The organism is Microbacterium bovistercoris, assembly GCF_003387575.1.
GTDB classification, from domain to species: domain Bacteria; phylum Actinomycetota; class Actinomycetes; order Actinomycetales; family Microbacteriaceae; genus Microbacterium; species Microbacterium bovistercoris.
Genome location: NZ_QUAB01000011.1, coordinates 34,732 through 52,722 on the forward strand (window position 1 = coordinate 34,732; position 17,991 = coordinate 52,722).

Genomic DNA, 17,991 nt, shown 5'->3' on the forward strand with positions numbered 1-17,991 from the left:
ACGGCACCCGAAGCCGCTGTGCGCCTGCGCCCCGCCGCAGAGCGGAGACCGAGATGACCAGCACCCCTCGCGTGGACAGCGCGACCATCCCGATCCAGGTGCGCCGCGAGAACCGCAAGCGCCGCCGGATCACTCCCGGACGCCGCGTGTTCGTCGTGGTCAACGCGCTGCTGCTGACCGCTTTCGCGCTGGTCTGCGTGCTGCCGTTCGTGAACGTGCTGGCCAGTTCGCTGGCGACACCGGGTGAGTTGGCGACCCGCCCGTTCATCCTGTGGCCGCACGAGTTCTCGCTCGACGCGTACAGGTACATCCTGTCGACGCCGACGATCTTCCGGGCGCTCGGCGTCTCGGCGGTCGTCACGATCGGCGGCACGATGATCAGCCTCATCCTGACCGCGTTCATGGCCTACGCGCTGTCGAAGAAGCACCTCAAGGGGCGGCGGGTCGTCAACTTCCTCGTCGTGTTCACCATGCTCTTCAGCGGCGGCATGATCCCCACGTTCATCGTGGTGAAGAGCCTGGGCATGATCGACTCGCTGTGGTCGCTGATCATCCCGGTCGCTATCAACGCGTTCAACTTCGTGATCATGCGCAGCTTCTTCCAGGCCATGCCGGAGAGCCTCGAAGAGGCCGCACGCATCGACGGATGCACCGAGATGGGCGTGTTCTGGCGCATCGTGCTGCCGCTGTCGATGGCCTCGCTGGCGACGATCGGCCTGTTCTACGCGGTGTACTACTGGAACACCTACCAGAGCGCGATCCTGTACATCAACAGCTCAGAGAAGTGGCCGATCCAGGTGCTGCTGCGCCAGATCGTCATCGTCGCGAGCGGCATGAACGCCGACGACTCCGCGGTGGACGTCGTGCCGCCCGCGCAATCGGTGCGGATGGCCGTGATCTTCATCGCCACCCTGCCGATGCTGATCGTCTACCCGTTCGTACAGCGCTTCTTCGTGAAGGGCGCGATGATCGGGTCGGTCAAGGGCTGAGCGGCACGGCGAACCCCTCGCACAGCATCCGCGCGACCCGCCGGTCGGCGCCGGGTGCCATCCCCGGCAGCGGATCGGATGCCACGACGACTGCCATCTCGCGGGCCGGATCGCCGTAGACGAACTGCCCGTGCATGCCGAACATCATCCAGGCGCCGTCGCCGGGCAGCCAGGTCTGCCGGCCGTAGCCGGCGAGGAACGGGATGCCCCAGTTCTGCGGCGACGGGTCGCTGCGGCGCTCGAGCAGCGCGGAAACGACCGTGGCCGGCAGCACGTCGCCACCACCGGCGTTCAGCAGTTCGGCGACCGGCAGCATGTCACCGGGTGGGATGATCAGCCCTGATCCGCCGTGGCTGATGCCCTCGGGGCCGGTGACGAACCGCGCCTCCGCCCCGATGCCGAGCGGATCGAGCAGCCGCGGGCGCAGATACTCCAGCAGCGGCATGCCGGCCAGGCGCTCCACCAGTGCGGCCAGCGTGTACGACGCGCTGGTGTCGTAGGTGAACCGGATGCCGGGCGGCCGCACCGGCGGCACCCGGAAGTACGACTCCAGCCAGCCGGCCGTGTTCTCGTCGTAGGTGGTGCGCTGGTGCGGGCCGGTCATGGCGAGCATGTCGTCGATGCGGGTCGCGGCGAGCCAGGGGTGCACCGGCACCATCTCCGGGAAGTGCATGACGATCGGATCGTCGAGGCGCAGCATCCGCTCTTCGGCGAGCAGCAGGATCGCGAGCCCGGTGAGCGACTTCGACACCGAGTACATTCGGTGCGGCTCGTCCGAACCGAAGCGCACGACACACCGACCGCCGACGCTCACCGAGAGGTGGCGCACCGCGATGCCGAGCTGCGCGGCCCCGTCGAGGAACTCCTGCGCGTTCATACCGCGTCGCGGATGCCGGAGAGCAGCCGACCGGCGACATCCGCCGGATCGGCGAACGGGTCATCCGCGATCGCGACGACCAGGTCCAGCAGCAGCGTCTCCCCCGGGGCGAGCACCCTGCGCTCCTCCACGGCGACGGCGGGCAGGAAGCCGACATACCCCTCGGAGCGCACGAACCACGGCATCCCGGTGCTGGTCGCCGCGACGAATGATGCGTCTTCGCCGTCCAGTGCGATCCACGGCGACGTCGAGCCGTGTGCGGCGTCGACGCCGTCGCCGTCCGCCGTGCGGACACGTGCGGTGCGCAGCGCGGTGCGCCAGAACAGGCCGCCGTAGAAGGCGCCGGGCCTCCCGTTGGTCTGGGGACTGCCGAACGTGACCCCTCCGGCGGCGGGGGTGAGCCGGGTGGTCCACGAGACCATCACCTGACCGGCATCCGCCTGCGCGCTGATCGTGCGCTCCTCGTGCAGCAGGGCGCTCCCGTCCCTGGCCCGCCAGACCAGGCGCTCGTCGACGCGACCCGGCGCGCTGTCGCGCCCCGTCACCTGCTGGATGCCGTGGTTGTCGAGCATGACTGAGCCCTCGCCGCGCCGATAGGTGCTGCCACCCCAGAAGGATGCACCGCTCACGTCGGGCAGCGCCAGGCTCAGCCCGAGGTGGTGCAGGTGATCATCGGGCGACACCTCGGTGGCGGGCGCACCGCCCGGTGCCGTCGCGGTGAGATAGGGACGCGGGGACAGCCCCCGCCGCACCGCGGCTCCCTCGTGATAGCGGACTGCGCCGGAGGGCAGCAGGTCGATCGTCATGGGCACTCCTTCGTGCTGCCGCGCACGGCGAGCTCGGGCGAGAACATGATCGGCTCGCGCTCTGGTGCATCCGTCATCTCGGCGCGCAGCACCGTCCAGATCCGCTCGCCGATCTCGGCCAGCCGCGACGTCATGGTCGTCAGCGACGGCGACGAGTAGCGCGCGAACGGGATGTCGTCGAAGCCGGCGACCGACAGTTCCGCCGGAACGGCGACGCCCTCCTCGGAGAGCCTGCCGAGCAGGCCGAGGGCCACCACGTCGTTGTACGCGATCACCGCGGTCGCCCCGGTCTCGCGGATCGCCGGCCACGAGATGTAGCCGTCCTCGAAGGAGTGCCCGCAGGGCACGTCCACGATCTCCACCTCGGGGTGCTGCTCGCGGATCTCCTGCAGCCCGCGCTCGCGCTCCCAGTTGGCACGCGCGTAGGCGGGCCCGACGAGGAACGCGATCCTGCGGTGGCCGAGCGAGATCAGGTGCCGGGCGAGCACCATGACGCCCTCGTGATAGTCGATCAGCACCGAACCGGCGTTCAGTCCGGTGGTGCGGTTGAACACCGCCACCGGCCCGACCCGCGGCAGCAGCTCGAGCAGTTCGGCGCGGGTCATCCGCGGCGAGAACAGGGCGACCGCGTCGGTGCGGTCGCGCAGGTCCCTGGCGAGCTCGGCCTCGCTCTCGGCATCCTCGAACGCATCGGCGACGACGACCCGGTAGCCGTCGCGGGCTGCGGCGCGGTTGAAGCCGTGCAGCACCTGGTGGAACATCGGGTTGCCCAGATCGGGCACCAGCACGCCGACAGTGCGGCTGACGCCGAGCGAGAGCGAGCGGGCCGTCTGGCTGGGCGTGTAGCCCAGCTCGTCGATCACCTGCCGCACTCGCTGCGCGATCTCCTCATTCACCGTCGGCACCGAGTTCAGCACCCGCGACACCGTGGCCTTCGACACCCCGGCGGCGCGGGCGATGTCCATGATCGTCGTCTCGCGAGTCGGCGTCGTGCGTGCACGCTTGCCTGCCATGGTCATCGATCTCCCGTCGTGATGCGGAAATCGGCGAACCGGGCGATCGTCTCGTCCGCGCCATGAGCCCCAGCCGCGAACAGGGAGATCGCCGCGCCGACCCACTGCCCCTGGACCGCGTGGAACTGCGGGTCCACGTCGATCCTGGCACCGTCCGCCTGCAGACTCACGCGCACGTGGGCATCGTCGCCCACGTCGAACGTCGCGCGCACGCGCGACTCGCGCAGCGGCACGGATGCCACGACGCGCTCCTCCTGGTCGTCGCGGCTCCGCACGGCGACGACCGCGACCGGGCCCGACGCCGTGCATCGCACTCCCGCCCAGGCGTAGTCGAGGCCGAGCACGGCGATCCCGGCGCGGGCGCCGGGTGCCACATCAGGCAGTTCGATGTCGACGGAGGAGGTGCTGCTCCAGCCGGGCAGCGGCTGCGAGAGCACGCGCGGAAGGGTGCGGATGCTGCCGCCGTCGGGGCTGCCGCGCAGGGTGAGGGCGTCGTCTCGCCAGCCTTCCTCGCCCTGCGTCACGATCGCGCGCGGGTCGGGGTCGGCCTCCCACTGCCAGTGGGCGCCCGGCAGTCCGCCGGCGAAGTCGTCGGAGCGGGCGAGACTGCGGGCGCCCTGCCTGCCGCGCAGCGGTGCCGGGTGGTCGAGCACGGGTTCCGCCGGACCGCCGGCGACGGCGCGGCCCATGAGCGGCCAGCCGTCGGCGTCCCAGGCCATCGGCTGCAGATGCAGCACCCGCCCGAACACGCCGCGGTCCTGGAAGTGCAGGAACCAGTCGCCGCCCTCGCCGTCGTCCACCCACGCCCCCTGATGGGGCCCGTTGACCGGGGTGTCGCCCTGTGCGAGCACGATCCGGTGTCGGTACGGGCCGAACGGGCTGTCTGCGCGGAAGGCCGTCTGCCAGCCGGTGGCCACGCCGCCGGCCGGCGCGAGGATCCAGTACTCCCCGTCGCGCTTGTGGAACTTCGGCCCCTCGAGCGTCGTGAAGCCGTCGAGCAGGTCGCCGTCGATGACGTCGACCGCGGGTCCGGTCGGCGCGGTGAGTCCGGCGTCGACCGGGACGACCGTCAGCACGTTCTTGCGACCCGCCCGCGAGCGGGCCCAGCCGTGCACGAGATAGGTGCGGCCGTCGTCGTCCCACAGCGGGCACGGGTCGATCAGGCCGAGTCCCGCCAGCAGCAGACGCGGCGGCGTCCACGGGCCCGCAGGGTTCTCGGCCGTGACGACGAAGATGCCCTGATCGGGGTCGGGGAAGACGATGTGGAACCGTCCGTCGTGGTGGCGGATCGACGGCGCCCAGACGCCGCAGCCGTGCCGCGGCAGCCCGAACCACGCTGCCGGTTCGTTGCGCTCCAGGGCGTAGCCTATGCGGGTCCAGTCGACCAGGTCACGCGACTCGAAGACGGGCAGTCCCGGTGCGCGGTGGAAGCTCGATGCGACCAGATAGAACCTGTCACCGACGCGGATCGCATCCGGATCGGGCACGTCGGAATCGATGATCGGGTTGCGGTACCGGCTCGCATCGTCGACGAGGTTCACTCGCATCACGGTAGTCGAGAAACCGGTTCCTGTCCATGCGGCCGCACCACGATCTCAGATCGGACATCGCTTTCCGGGCAACATTTAGTTAGACTAGCTAAATAGTGACTGCTTCCGAAGACTCCTTCCACGCCGCCGCCGTCGACCTCCGGCTGGCGACCTTCCGCCTGGCCAGGAGACTGCGCCGCGAGCGCGCGGTCGATTCAATGAGCGACGCGCAGTTCGCCGTGCTGGCCACCCTCCGGGCGCACGGGCGGGCCACGCTCGGATCGCTCGCCGAACGCGAGCACGTCTCGGCCCCGTCGATGAACCGCACGGTGAACTGCCTCGAGGAGTCCGGCCTCGTTGTGCGCGTGCCCGACGAGGATGACCGCCGCCGCGTGCAGATCGACATCACCGACGAGGGGAACGCCGTCGTCGCCGACACGATCAACAAGCGCGACACCGCTCTCGCCGTCGCCCTGGCCGGACTCGACTTCACCGAGGCCGAACTGCAGACTCTGCGCGACGCCAGCGCCCTGATGCGGAAGGTCGCCGAGCGATGAGCCAGATGTTCCGGTCGTTCGCGACCTTCAACTACCGCACCTGGTTCTTCGGCGCCGTCATCTCGAACATCGGCGGCTGGATGCAGGCCACCGCCCAGGACTGGGTGGTGCTGACCGAGCTCACCGACAACGATGCCACCGCGATGGGCGTCACCATGGCCCTGCAGTTCGGTCCGCCGCTGTTGCTGGTCAGCCTCACCGGCTGGGTGGCCGACCGCTTCGACCGGCGCAAGGTGCTGCTGGCCACGCAGACCACCCTCATGACGCTGGCCGTCGCGGTCGCCGTGCTGCTGCTGACCGGCGTGATGACCCTGCCGCTGATGTTCCTGTTCGCCCTGTGCTTCGGCATCACCAACGCCTTCGACGCCCCGGCCCGGCAGGCCTTCGTGTCCGACATGGTGAGCCTCGAGGACACGTCGAACGCCGTCGCCCTGAACTCCGCGTCGTTCAACATGGCCCGCCTGATCGGTCCCGCCGTCGGCGGCGTGCTCATCGTGGCGATCGGCTCCGGATGGGTGTTCATCGCGAACGCGATCACCTTCCTGGCGATGCTCGTGGCGCTCCTGCTGATCCGCAAGGGCGAGCTGATCCCGCGCGCGAAGAACCGGCGCGGTGGGGGCGGCCTGGCGGCCGGCTTCCGGTACGTGATGGGCCGCGGCGACCTGAAGGTCGTGTTCGTGATGGTGTTCCTCATCGGAGCCTTCGGCATGAACTTCCCGATCTTCGCGTCCACCATGGCGCTCGAGTTCCATCGCGGCGCCGACGGCTACGGCCTGCTCAGCTCGGTGCTCGCGATCGGATCGCTCGCCGGTGCGCTGCTCGCCGCACGGCGCGACCGCGCCAGGGTGCGCGTGCTCGTGATCGCCGCAGGCGGGTTCGGCGCAGCATCCATCATCTCGGCCATGATGCCCACCTACGGGGCGTACGCGGTCGTGCTGACCTTCGTCGGGTTCTCGACCGTCACCATGCTGACCACGGCAAACGGCTACGTGCAGACCACGACCGACCCGGCGCTGCGCGGACGCGTACTCGCGCTGTACATGGCGGTCGTGATGGGATCGACACCCATCGGCGCGCCGATCGCCGGGTGGGTCGTCGACACGTTCTCAGCGCGCACCGCGATCGTCGTGGGCGGCGTCGCGGGCCTGCTCGCCTGCGCGATCGGCGTCGGCTGGATGCTGTGGTCGGGCCGCCTGCACCGCCGCGAGGACGCCCGGTTCCTGCTCACGCTCGACGAGACCCGCCCGGTCTCGGTGGTGCGGGCGATGGAGCCGACCTCCTACAGCGATCCCGCCGCGTCGACGACGCCTCTGCGCCTTCCCGAGACGGAACCGGGCCGTGCGCCGAAGGCCGGCCCCGAGCCCTCCGAAGCCTGACGCATGGCCACCCGGCATCCCCGCTCCCTCATGCTGGCGCTCGGCGCCCTGACGGCCTTCGGCCCGATCTCGCTCGACGTGTACCTGCCCTCCCTGCCGCAGCTGGGCGCCGACCTCGGGGCATCCGAATCGCTGACGCAGTTCACCATGAGCGCGTGCATGATCGGCCTCGCGGTGGGGCAGCTGCTGTGGGGGCCGATCAGCGACCGGTACGGCAGGCGGATGCCGCTGATCATCGCCGTCGCCGGGTTCGTGATCACCTCGGTGCTGTGCGCGCTCGCGCCGACGATCGGCGCGCTGATCGCGATCCGGCTCATCCAGGGGCTCTGCGGCGCGGGCGGGATGGTGATCGCCCGCGCGGTCGTGCACGACCTGTTCTCTGGGGCCGACGCGATGGCCGCGTTCTCGACCCTCGCCGCGGTGATGGGCGTGGCGCCGGTGCTCGCGCCTCTCCTCGGCGGTGCGATCGTGACGTTCAGCGACTGGCGCGGGGTCTTCGTCGCGCTCGCGGTGATCGGCGCGCTGCTGCTGGCGGTGTCGGCACTGCTCGTGCCGGAGTCGCTGCCCCGCGGCGAGCGCACCGACGGCGGCATCCGGAACGACTTCCGCGGGATCGGGGCTGCCCTGACGAATCGCGGCTTCATGCTCACCGCGCTGACGCTCTCGCTCGCCGGGATCGTGCTGTTCACCTACCTGCAGCTGTCGCCGTTCGTGCTGCAGGAGCAGTACGGGCTCAGCGCGCAGGGGTTCGCGGCGGTGTTCGCGGTGAACTCACTCGGCATCCTGGGTGCCGCCCAGCTGAACCGGCGCATGGCCGGGCGGGTGCCTGGCGAGCGGATGGTGCGGCTCGCGCTCACGGTCGGCCTCGCGGCCGCGATCGCCGTGGTGCTCGCGGCCGCGACGTCGTCGGCACTGCCGTGGCTGCTCGTGCCGCTGTTCGTCGCCGTGTCCACGCACGGCGTGAACAATCCCGCCCTGACCGCGCTCGCACTCGGGCGGATCACGCGGGGTGCAGGATCGGCCTCGGCGGTGCTCGGCACGATGACACTGCTGGTGGGGGCGCTCGTGCCGCCGCTGGTGTCGTCGTTCGGCGTCTCCGCGACGCTGCTCGGCGCGACGATGGTCGCCGCCCTCGTCGCGGCGCTGGTCCTGACGCTGGCGACGAGCCGCCCGGCATCCGGCTCGGCATCGCACGGCTGACCCGCCTCTGGCTCCGGTCTCACTCGTTGCGGGTGCGTGTCGCTGCCCGACCCGCATCCGCTGAGACCGGAGCGTCCGGGGCGGGTGCGGAACAGCGGATCTTACGAGTCGGTGAGAAACGGGATGCCCGCGTCGCGACGCTCGTACGCTGAGGACATGAACGGAGCATCACGCGGGACCGCAGCCGTGGCGGGAATCGCAGCGGCGGTCGTCGGCGCAGGTGCCGGCGAACTCGTCGCCGCACTGCTCGCGCCATCGTCGAGCCCGTTCGCGGTCATCGGCGGCGCCCTGATCGACGTCGCGCCGGCCTGGGCGAAGGACACCGCGATCGCGTGGTTCGGCACCGCCGACAAGGCCGCCCTGCTGGTGGGGATCGGCATCGTGCTGCTCGCGGCGGCCGCGCTCGCGGGCCTCGCCGAGGCCCGCCGGCCGCGCTCCGGCGTCATCGCGTTCGCGGTTCTCGGAGTGGGCGTCGGCATCCTGGCGCTCACCCGGCCGGATGCCGGATTCTCGGCCTGGGTGCCGTCGGTGATCGCCGGCGTGGTGGCCGCGACCGCGCTGCGACTGCTCATGCGCGTCGCCCCGGTACGGATGCAGGCAGGGAGTACGCCTGCAGGCCGAAACCCCGGCGTGTCCGCCGACAGAGATGACGACGTCCCTGCATCCGTCGCAGCCGGCACGGCATCCGAGGGCCCCTCCCGTCGGCGCTTCCTCGCATGGGCCGGCGGCACCGCCGCGGCCGGCGTCCTGATGGCCTTCGCGGGCGGGCTGGCCCGCGCCGGATCGACCGCCGTGACTGCGGTCCGCGAGGCCATCCGACTGCCCCGCGCCGCATCCCCCGCCCCGGCGATCCCGGCGGATGCCGAACTCGGCATCCCCAACCTCACCCCCGTGATCACGCCGAACACCGCGTTCTACCGGATCGACACCGCCCTGGTCGTGCCCTCCGTCGACCCTGCGGACTGGCGGCTGCGCATCCACGGCCTGGTCGCGCAGGAGGTGACGCTGACCTGGGACGAGCTGCTCGCCCTGCCCCTGGTCGAGCGGGCCGTCACGCTCTCGTGCGTGTCGAACACCGTCGGCGGTGACCTCGTCGGCAACGCCGTCTGGCTCGGCTACCCGATCCGCGAGCTGCTGAAGCGGGCGCAGCCCGACCCGGACGCCGACATGGTGCTGTCGACCTCGTCCGACGGCTTCACCGCCGGGACACCCCTCGAGGTTCTCACCGACGACCGCGACGCGCTGCTCGCGATCGGCATGAACGGCGAGCCGCTGCCGCTCGAGCACGGGTTCCCGGTGCGGATGGTCGTCCCCGGCCTGTACGGGTACGTGTCGGCGACGAAGTGGGTCACCGACCTCGAGGTCACCCGGTTCGACCGGGCGACGGCGTACTGGACCGACCGCGGCTGGTCGGCGAAGGGGCCGATCAAACTTCAGTCCCGCATCGACGTGCCGCGCCCGCGCACTCCGATACCCGCCGGCGAGACGATGATCGCCGGCGTCGCCTGGCAGCCGCACTCCGGCGTCGCCGGCGTCGAGGTGCAGATCGACGACGGCCCCTGGCGGGCCGCCGATCTCGCCGCAGCGATCTCCGACGACACCTGGGTGCAGTGGCGGATGCTGTGGGACGCGGATGCCGGCGACCACACGCTCCGGTGCCGCGCGATCGGCTCCGACGGGAAGCCCCAGACCGGCGACTCCGCTCCCCCGGCGCCCGACGGCGCGACCGGCTGGCACGAGGTCACGGTGACCGTCTCGTGATCTCGATCCCCAGCGGCTCCGGTCGGGGCGGATGCGGGTGCCGCGCCCGGAACACCCGCAACGAGTGGGACCGGAGCTGGGGAAGCTCCGCACACCGTCAGGGTTTCGCGAGGATCGCGTTCACATAGTTCACGAATTCATGAAATGGGCGTACCGTCGCCTCTCATGAACACCATCATCAGCACGCGCGGTCTGACGAAGACCTACGGTCGCGTGCACGCGCTCGACGGACTCGACCTCGAGGTCGAAGCCGGCCAGGTGCACGGCTTCCTCGGCCCGAACGGCGCGGGAAAGTCCACGACCATCCGCATCCTGCTCGGACTCGCGCGCAAGTCCGGCGGCGAGGCATCCGTCTTCGGCGAGGAGCCCTGGCACGCGGCATCCCGCCTGCACCGGCGCATCGCCTATGTGCCCGGCGACGTGAGCGTGTGGCCCAACCTGTCCGGCGGCGAGGCCATCGACTTCCTCGCCCGGCTGCGCGGCGCGCACACCAAGGACCCGGCTTACCGCACCGAGAAGCTGCGACTCATGGAAGCCTTCCAGTTCGACCCGCAGAAGAAGGGCCGTTCGTACTCCAAGGGCAACCGGCAGAAGGTGGCCCTCGTCGCGGCGTTCGCCGTGCCCGCCGACCTGTACATCCTCGATGAGCCGACCAGCGGCCTGGACCCTCTGATGGAGGTGATGTTCCGCCGCGAGATCACCCGGGTGCGGGACGCCGGCGCCACCGTGCTGCTGTCCAGTCACATCATGAGCGAGGTGGAGCAGCTCTGCGACCGGCTGTCGATCATCCGGGAGGGGCGGATCGTCGAGACCGGCACCCTCGCGGAGCTGCGGCACCTGACCCGCACCGAGATCTCGTTCGATGCGTCGTCGGCGGAGGCTCTGGCGGGCATTCCCGACGCGCACGACGGCACCGTCACGGAAGGGCGCGCCCGATTCACCGTCGACAGCGACCGCGTCGCCGGGGTGCTCCCCGAACTGGCGCGCCGCAGCGTCGAAGGCCTGCGTGTCGAGCCGCCCTCCCTCGAGGAGCTGTTCCTGCGTCACTACGGTGACGACCTGAACGCGCTGGAGAACGGCCACGGCGCAGCGACCCGTCGCGAACGGAAGGAACAGGAGGCGCTGAAGTGAACGCGCTGCTGCGTCAGCGGCTTCGGCGCGACCGCGTGCAGCTGCTGCTGTGGATCCTCGGCACCGTCGCGCTCGCGGCGACCGCCGTCGGCGGCGTCACCGAATCGTACGGCGACCTCGCGGACCGCACTGCCGTGCTCGCCACGGTGATGGCCAACCCCGTCATCCTGATGTTCCGCGGACTGCCCTCCGGTGCCGGCGAGGCGCAGGTCGCCCTGTTCCTCATCCTGCCGTTCCTGGCCATGCTCGCCGCTTTCATGAGCACGTTCCTCGCGGTGCGGCACACCCGCGCCGAGGAGGAACAGGGCCGCGCCGAGTTGATCTCGGCCACGCCCGCTGCACGGGTCACCCCGCTCGCGGCGACGATCGTGCACGGAATGCTCGCGAACGTCGTGCTCGGGCTGCTGATCAGTCTGGTGTACCTCGGCTCGGGCTATCCCGCGGCGGGGTCGTGGATCGTCGGCCTCGCCACCGCGTCGGTCGGGCTGTGCTTCCTCGGGGTCGGACTGCTCTCGGCCCAGCTGATGCGCACATCCCGCGGCGCGAACTCCCTCGCGGTGTGGATCCTCGTCGCGACCTACGTGATGGCCGGACTCGGCAACGCACTCGGCACGCCCAGCGACGACCTCACCCGCATGGAGAGCGGCTGGCTGGCCTGGCTGTCGCCGTTCGGCTGGGCGGAGAACACCCGCCCGTACGCCGACGACGCCGTATGGCCGGCGCTGCTCGGCATCGGCGTCGGCGCGCTGCTGACCGCGGTCGCCTTCGCGGTGCAGTCCGTGCGCGACCTCGGCGAGGGCATCGTGCCCCAGCGGCACGGTCGCCGCTGGGCACCGGCGTCGCTCGGCACCCCGATCGGCCTCGTCTGGCACCTCACCCGCGGATCGGTGCTCGGATGGGCGATCGGCGGGTTCCTGACCGGGCTGCTCGCCACCAGCCTGGCCGCAGTGGTGAACGAGATCGGCACGAAGATCGAGGCGGTGCAGAAGATCTTCGAATCGCTGTCCCAGCAGGGCGGTCTGGAGTCGGGCATGGTCGTGATCTTCTACATCATCGCCGGCGTCCTCGCGGCCTGTGCCGCCGTGCAGACGGTGTGCCGCGCCCGCCAGGAAGAGGTGCACGGCACCGCCGAGCCCGTGCTCGCGTCGGCCGTCGACCGGGTGCGCTGGCTGGGTGGATACCTGGTGGTCGCGTTCGCAGCTGTGGTGCTCACGATCGCGGGCGCGCTGCTCGGCTCGACCCTCGGCGCCGCGCGCAGCGAGACCGGTTCCGAACTCATGAACGACGCCGTGGTCGCCGGCCTCGGACAGGGCATCGCCGCCTGCGTTTTCCTGTCGATCACCGCCCTCGTCTTCGTCCTGGTCCCGCGGGCGACGATCGTCGCGGGCTGGGTGCTCGTGCTGGTGGGACTGATCATCGGCATGTTCGGTCCGCTGTTCTCGCTGCCGGACTGGCTGACCGGGCTGTCGCCGTTCACCCAGACGCCGGAGCTCGGGGGGAACGGCGACATCGACCTCAAGGGCGTCTGGTGGCTCACGGCCACCGCGGTGGTCGCCGCCGTGGCATCCCTCGGCCTGATGCGCCGGCGCGAGCTGCATCCGGCGGGGTGATGACAGCACGGCTCCGCCGCACGGCCTCCGCGCGGCGGAGCGAGGGAATCCTTGGGAGGATCGACTCATGGAGAGCGACATGACGGCCGAGCAGGACGACGCCGGACACGTCGCCGTCGATGCCGCAGAGGATGCGGCAGCCATCCTCACCGCGGTCGGATTCCCCCGGATGCCCGCGCGAGTCATGATGGCGCTGATCGCCGCACCGGCCGGCGGGTACACCGCCTCCGAACTGGGTGAGCGCCTCGGCGTCAGCGCCGCGGCCGTCTCCGGGGCCGTCCGGTATCTCCAGACGGTGATGGTCATCCGTCGGGTCTCCCGCCCCGACCATCGCCTGGCGCGCTACGAGATCATCCCCGACACCTGGTACGGCCTGATGACGAACAACGCGCCCACCTACGAGCGTCTCGCCACGAGCATCGAGTCGATCGGCGCCGCGCACTCCGCCGACCACGCAGCCACGGAGCGCGCCGAGGAGATGGCCGAGTTCTTCCGCTTCATGGCCAGGCGGATGCCGGAACTCGTCGACGAGTGGGAGATGCTGCGGGCCGAGCGCCGACTCACCGACTGACCAGGGATTCCTCTGTCGCACCCTGTGCCCGCGGGATAGCGTGGAGGAATGAGCGGCAACGGGAACGGATCAGGTCCGAAGGCCACCGCGCAGCGGTCGCCCCATGAACCACAGGTATTGGGGTGGGTGTTCTGGCCGTCCGCGGCGATCGTCGTGCTGTTCGTGCTGTTCGCTCTTCTGGCCCCGAAGGTCGCCGAAGCGCTGTTCCAGACGATCCAGACGACGATCGTGAACGCCTTCAACTGGTACTACGTGCTGATCGCCGCCTTCTTCGTCGCGTTCTGCCTCTTCCTCGGCTTCAGCCGGTTCGGCGACATCAAGCTCGGCCGCGACGACGAAGAGCCCGAATTCTCACTGATGAGCTGGTTCTCGCTGCTGTTCGCAGCCGGAATGGGGATCGGGCTGGTGTTCTACGGCGTGAGCGAGCCGCTGAGCCACTTCGCGAACCCGCGCCCCGGCGTCACGGGCACCCCCGAGCAGCTGGCCCAGGCCGCACTCGGGCAGACGTACCTGCACTGGGGCGTGCATGCCTGGTCGATCTACGTCGTGATCGGCCTGGCCCTCGCGTACGCCATCCACCGACGGCGCCGCCCGGTGTCGATCCGGTGGACGCTCGAGCCTCTGCTCGGCAAGCGCGTCGAGGGCGGCTGGGGGCATGCGATCGACATCATCGCGCTGATCGGCACGCTCTTCGGCGTCGCCACCTCACTCGGCCTCGGTGTGCTGCAGATGAGTTCGGGCCTGCACACCGCCGGCATCGCAGACCCCGACGAGACGACCCAGGTCATCCTCATCCTGATCATCTCGGTGTTCGTGCTGATGTCGGTGCTGTCCGGCGTGACCAAGGGCATGAAGTGGCTCTCGAACGCGAACCTCGTGCTCGCGGGCCTTCTCGTGCTGTACCTGCTCGCGGTCGGCCCCACCGAGTTCCTGCTGCGCGACTTCGTGCAGTCGATCGGCTACTACATCCAGAACTTCGTCGGGCTGTCCTTCAACGTCAGCGCCTTCCAGGGCGAGGCTGGCGAGCAGTGGCAGGCATCATGGACCTCGTTCTACTGGGGCTGGTGGATCTCGTGGGCGCCGTTCGTCGGCATCTTCATCGCGCGGGTCTCGAAGGGCCGCACGGTGCGCGAGTTCGTCGTCGGCGTCATCCTCGTGCCGACGCTGCTCGGCATCCTGTGGTTCTCGGTGCTGGGCGGGTCCGCGCTCGCGATGGAGCTGGCGAACCCGGGCACGCTCACCGGTCCGGACGGCTCGGTCGACCTGCAGGGCGCACTGTTCGAGATGCTGCAGAACGTGCCCGGATCGGCGATCGTCAGCGTCGGCGCGATCCTGCTGCTCGCGATCTTCTTCATCACCTCAGCCGACTCCGGGGCACTCGTGATGGGCATGATCGCCACCGGCGGCAAGCCCGAGCCGAAACGCTGGATCCGCACGTTCTTCGTCGTGATCACCGCGCTGCTGGCGATCTCGCTGTTGCTCTCCGGCGGGCTGACCGCGCTGCAGACCGCGGCGATCACGATCGCGCTGCCGTTCAGCGTGGTGATGCTGCTGATGTGCTGGTCGACGGTCGTCGCGTTCACCCGTGAGCGGCGCGCATATGCGAAGGCGGAGCGCGCGCAGTTCATCGACCGGATCGGCGAGTACTACGGCCTCGAGGTCGAGTCGCACGACGAGAAGGGCGTGCTGGGCGCGCAGCCGCGCTGGGTGCGGCGCATGCAGCGCCGCTTCGGACTCCCGGTCGCCCCGACCGAACCGATCCGCATCACCGCGGGCGCGCTGTCGGCGGAGAGCCATGGAGACGCGAGCCCGTCCACGCTCGACGTCGACGAGCTGGTCGGCGAAGACGAACTGGCGGGCCTCGACGATCCGACGGTTCCGCAGCAGGACACCGGCCCGTTCCTCAAGGACTGAGCGGTACGGCCGGCGTCGGCGCCCCGCCGCACCGACCGCGGCATCCGCCCGGCACAGACGCATCGACCCGGTACGCGAGCGTCGCAGGCGGCGCACGCGGCCGGCGGGGATGCACCGGGTCAGCAGGCCGACGGACGCACTTTGTCAACGCCCTGTCCGGCGCCGGCGACAGCGGTTACCGTCCAGCCATGAGTGATCAGCAGAGCAAGGGAAACCGGGATGCCGGTCAGTATCCGCACACCCCTGGCCAGGATCCGCTCGGCAGCGGCGAGCCCCGCCTGCCCGGCAGCCACTCCGGCGTTCCCGAGGACAACCCCGCACACAACACCGCTCCGGACGGACGCTTCGGCGGCGGCCAGGAGGAGCTTCCCGGCGATGACCAGGATGCGCCGCTGGGCGGCGATGAGAACACCGAGGAGCAGCTGGAGGCGGACAACGCCGTCGAAGCCGATGCTCTGAAGAGCCTCGACCCCGACGACACTCCCGCCTGAACGACCCCGCGCCTCGCCGAGAAACACCTCCCGGCGCGAGAAACGGTGTATGCGCACCTGTCTCGCGCCGGGAGGCGTTTCTCGCGGTCGGATGACGGGTGGTCAGCCCTCCAGCACCAGGCGGAGCTGCTCGACGGCCCAGTCCAGCTCGGTGGCACGCACGACGAGCGGCGGGGCGATGCGGATGGTCTGACCGTGCGTGTCCTTGACCAGCACGCCCCGCTCCATCAGCTTCTCGGCCACCTCGCGGCCGGTGCCGCGGGCGGGGTCGATGTCGACGCCGACCCAGAGGCCAGCGATGCGAACGGCGGTCACACCGTGACCGATCAGCGGCTGCAGCGCGCCGGCGAGGTGCTCGCCGAGCGCGCGGGCGCGCTCCTGGAACTCGCCGGTCTCGAGCATCTCGACCACGCGCAGACCGACGGCGGCCGACAGCGGGTTGCCGCCGAAGGTGGAACCATGCTCGCCGGGGCGGATGACGCCCAGCACGTCGCGGTTGCCCACGACGGCCGACACGGGCAGGATTCCGCCGCCGAGCGCCTTGCCCAGCAGATACAGGTCGGGCACGACGCCCTCGCGGTCGCAGGCGAACGTCTCGCCGACGCGGCCGAGGCCGGACTGGATCTCGTCGGCGATGAACAGCACGTTCCGCTCGTCGCAGATCTCGCGGATGCGGCGCAGGTAGCCCTCCGGCGGGATGATGACACCGGCCTCGCCCTGGATCGGCTCGACGAGAACGGCGACCGTGTCGTCGGTGATGGCCTCGGCGATGGCATCCGCATCGCCGTAGGGAACCTGGTCGAAACCGGGCGTGAACGGTCCGAACGGCGCGCGCGCCTCCTCGTCGTCGCTGAAGCTGACGATGGTGGTGGTGCGACCGTGGAAATTGCCCTTGGCGACGACGACGCGGGCTTTGCCGTCCTCGACGCCCTTGACCCGGTAGCCCCAGGCGCGTGCGACCTTGATGCCGGTCTCGACAGCCTCGGCGCCGGTGTTCATCGGCAGGACCATCTCCTTGCCGCTCAGCCGGGAGAGCGCCGCGGCGAACGGCTCCAGCCGGTCGTTCATGAACGCGCGGCTGGTGAGCGCCACCCGTCCGAGCTGCTCGGTGAGCGCGGCGACGACGGCCGGATGCTGGTGGCCGAAGTTCACGGCCGAGTAGGCGGCCAGAAGGTCGAGGTAGCGCTTGCCCTCGACATCCGTCACCCACGCGCCCTCAGCGCGCGCGATGACGACCGGCAACGGCGCGTAGTTGGTGGCGACGTGCGGTTCGAGTGCCGTGTCCACGATGCCGCCCATGTCAGGCACCGCGCAGTTCGAGCGTGCAGCACTTGATGCCGCCGCCGCCGAGCAGCAGCTCGGACAGGTCGACCGTGAGCGGGTTGTAGCCGCGCTCGCGCAGCTGCTTCTCGAAGCCGGTGGCGCGCGGCGAGATGATGACGTTGTAGCCGTCGCTGGCGGAGTTCAGTCCGAACACCGCGCCGTCCTCGTCGGCGACGAGGATCGCGTCGGGGAAGCGCTCCGCGAGGATCTTCTGCGATGCCTCGTCGAAGGCGTGCGGCAGGTAGGCGATGCCCGCGGTCTGGCCGGGCTCGACGACGGGGTCGAGGATCGTCAGGGCGGTGTCGAGGTGGTAGAAGCGCGCATCGACGAGGGTGAGCGTGACGACCTCACGGCCGAACACCTCGTGCACCTCGCGGTGGCTGTCACCGGCGGACCGGAAGCCGGTGCCGGCCAGGATCACGTCGCCCGCGAGCAGGAAGTCGCCTTCGCCCTCGTTGATCTCCTTGGGCATGACGGTGTCGAAGCCGTTCGCCCGGAACCACTCGGCGAACGCCGGCGCCTCGCCCTTGCGCTCCTCGTAGTAGAAGTCCGGCACGTAGGCGCGGCCGTCGATGACGAAGCCGCCGTTGGCGGTGTAGACCATGTCGGGGTAGCCGGCGAGCGGCTCGATGAGCTCGACCTCGTGGCCCAGCTCGAGGTACAGGTCGTACAGCTTCTGCCACTGCTCGAGGGCCTTGGCCGTGTCGGTCGGGTTGGCCGGCTCCATCCACGGGTTGATGCTGTAGTTCACCGTGAAGTGCTCGGGACGGCACATCAGGTAGCGACGGTGGTGGGCGATGCGCGCCGGTGCGACGGCGGTCGCGGTCTCAGGCGTGGACATGG

16 protein-coding genes are annotated in these 17,991 nt (G+C 70.4%); 10 read left to right on the plus strand and 6 right to left on the minus strand.

The annotated features are described in order from the left end of the window. Nucleotides 1-53 precede the first annotated feature (53 nt). Nucleotides 54-989 (plus strand): carbohydrate ABC transporter permease, encoded by a 936-nt coding sequence (locus tag DY023_RS01115; protein ID WP_116240504.1) that lies wholly within the window; start codon nt 54-56, stop codon nt 987-989. Here the strand turns inward: DY023_RS01115 and DY023_RS01120 are convergent. The 4 genes from DY023_RS01120 to DY023_RS01135 are packed head-to-tail and all read right to left on the minus strand — an operon-like array spanning nt 979 to nt 5,226. After that, entirely contained in the window at nt 979-1,866 is an 888-nt protein-coding gene (locus DY023_RS01120; protein WP_116240505.1) for a serine hydrolase domain-containing protein, read from the minus strand. The two genes, DY023_RS01115 and DY023_RS01120, sit on opposite strands and share 11 nt — an antisense overlap. Continuing rightward, nucleotides 1,863-2,672 (minus strand): DUF6807 family protein, encoded by an 810-nt coding sequence (locus tag DY023_RS01125; RefSeq protein ID WP_116240506.1) that lies wholly within the window; start codon nt 2,670-2,672, stop codon nt 1,863-1,865. Before DY023_RS01125 ends, DY023_RS01120 begins: the two co-directional genes overlap by 4 nt. Next, on the minus strand, nt 2,669-3,691 hold the full coding sequence (locus DY023_RS01130) for a LacI family DNA-binding transcriptional regulator (protein ID WP_181905666.1): 1,023 nt from the start codon (nt 3,689-3,691) through the stop codon (nt 2,669-2,671). Before DY023_RS01130 ends, DY023_RS01125 begins: the two co-directional genes overlap by 4 nt. Next, nucleotides 3,688-5,226, minus strand: coding sequence for a glycoside hydrolase family 43 protein (locus DY023_RS01135; RefSeq protein ID WP_181905667.1), 1,539 nt, complete (start codon nt 5,224-5,226; stop codon nt 3,688-3,690). The genes DY023_RS01130 and DY023_RS01135 overlap by 4 nt, the downstream gene beginning before the upstream one ends. Before the next feature lie 104 nt (nt 5,227-5,330). Here DY023_RS01135 and DY023_RS01140 point away from each other — a divergent pair, with 104 nt between their 5' ends. The 9 genes from DY023_RS01140 to DY023_RS01180 all read left to right on the plus strand — a co-directional run bounded on the left by DY023_RS01140 (nt 5,331) and on the right by DY023_RS01180 (nt 15,825). Continuing rightward, the gene (locus DY023_RS01140; RefSeq protein ID WP_245958528.1) at nt 5,331-5,771 is read left to right on the plus strand and encodes a MarR family winged helix-turn-helix transcriptional regulator; all 441 of its coding nucleotides are present in this window, start codon (nt 5,331-5,333) and stop codon (nt 5,769-5,771) included. A gap of 5 nt (nt 5,772-5,776) precedes the next feature. Continuing rightward, on the plus strand, nt 5,777-7,147 hold the full coding sequence (locus DY023_RS01145; RefSeq protein ID WP_116240531.1) for an MFS transporter: 1,371 nt from the start codon (nt 5,777-5,779) through the stop codon (nt 7,145-7,147). Between the two features lie 3 nt (nt 7,148-7,150). After that, complete coding sequence (locus tag DY023_RS01150; protein ID WP_116240510.1) at nt 7,151-8,347, plus strand: multidrug effflux MFS transporter; 1,197 nt, start codon at nt 7,151-7,153, stop codon at nt 8,345-8,347. Between the two features lie 156 nt (nt 8,348-8,503). Next, on the plus strand, nt 8,504-10,108 hold the full coding sequence (locus DY023_RS01155) for a molybdopterin-dependent oxidoreductase (RefSeq protein WP_116240532.1): 1,605 nt from the start codon (nt 8,504-8,506) through the stop codon (nt 10,106-10,108). Nucleotides 10,109-10,273: 165 nt separating this feature from the next. Beyond that, entirely contained in the window at nt 10,274-11,239 is a 966-nt protein-coding gene (locus tag DY023_RS01160; RefSeq protein ID WP_181905668.1) for an ABC transporter ATP-binding protein, read from the plus strand. Continuing rightward, a complete protein-coding gene (locus DY023_RS01165; RefSeq protein WP_116240511.1) occupies nt 11,236-12,849 on the plus strand; it encodes an ABC transporter permease in 1,614 nt (537 codons plus the stop codon). The genes DY023_RS01160 and DY023_RS01165 overlap by 4 nt, the downstream gene beginning before the upstream one ends. Before the next feature lie 67 nt (nt 12,850-12,916). Further along, the gene (locus tag DY023_RS01170) at nt 12,917-13,420 is read left to right on the plus strand and encodes a GbsR/MarR family transcriptional regulator (RefSeq protein ID WP_245958529.1); all 504 of its coding nucleotides are present in this window, start codon (nt 12,917-12,919) and stop codon (nt 13,418-13,420) included. A 48-nt stretch (nt 13,421-13,468) separates the two neighbouring features. Further along, nucleotides 13,469-15,334: a BCCT family transporter gene (locus tag DY023_RS01175; protein WP_116240512.1), complete on the plus strand. Its 1,866-nt coding sequence runs from the start codon at nt 13,469-13,471 to the stop codon at nt 15,332-15,334. Between the two features lie 188 nt (nt 15,335-15,522). Then, complete coding sequence (locus tag DY023_RS01180) at nt 15,523-15,825, plus strand: hypothetical protein (protein ID WP_116240513.1); 303 nt, start codon at nt 15,523-15,525, stop codon at nt 15,823-15,825. A gap of 102 nt (nt 15,826-15,927) precedes the next feature. Here the strand turns inward: DY023_RS01180 and rocD are convergent, their stop codons facing one another. Next, on the minus strand, nt 15,928-17,124 hold the full coding sequence (rocD, locus tag DY023_RS01185) for an ornithine--oxo-acid transaminase (protein ID WP_116240514.1): 1,197 nt from the start codon (nt 17,122-17,124) through the stop codon (nt 15,928-15,930). Between the two features lies 1 nt (nt 17,125). Further along, nucleotides 17,126-17,989, minus strand: a complete 864-nt coding sequence (gene ddaH, locus DY023_RS01190) for a dimethylargininase (RefSeq protein WP_116240515.1) — start codon at nt 17,987-17,989, stop codon at nt 17,126-17,128. Nucleotides 17,990-17,991 lie beyond the last annotated feature (2 nt).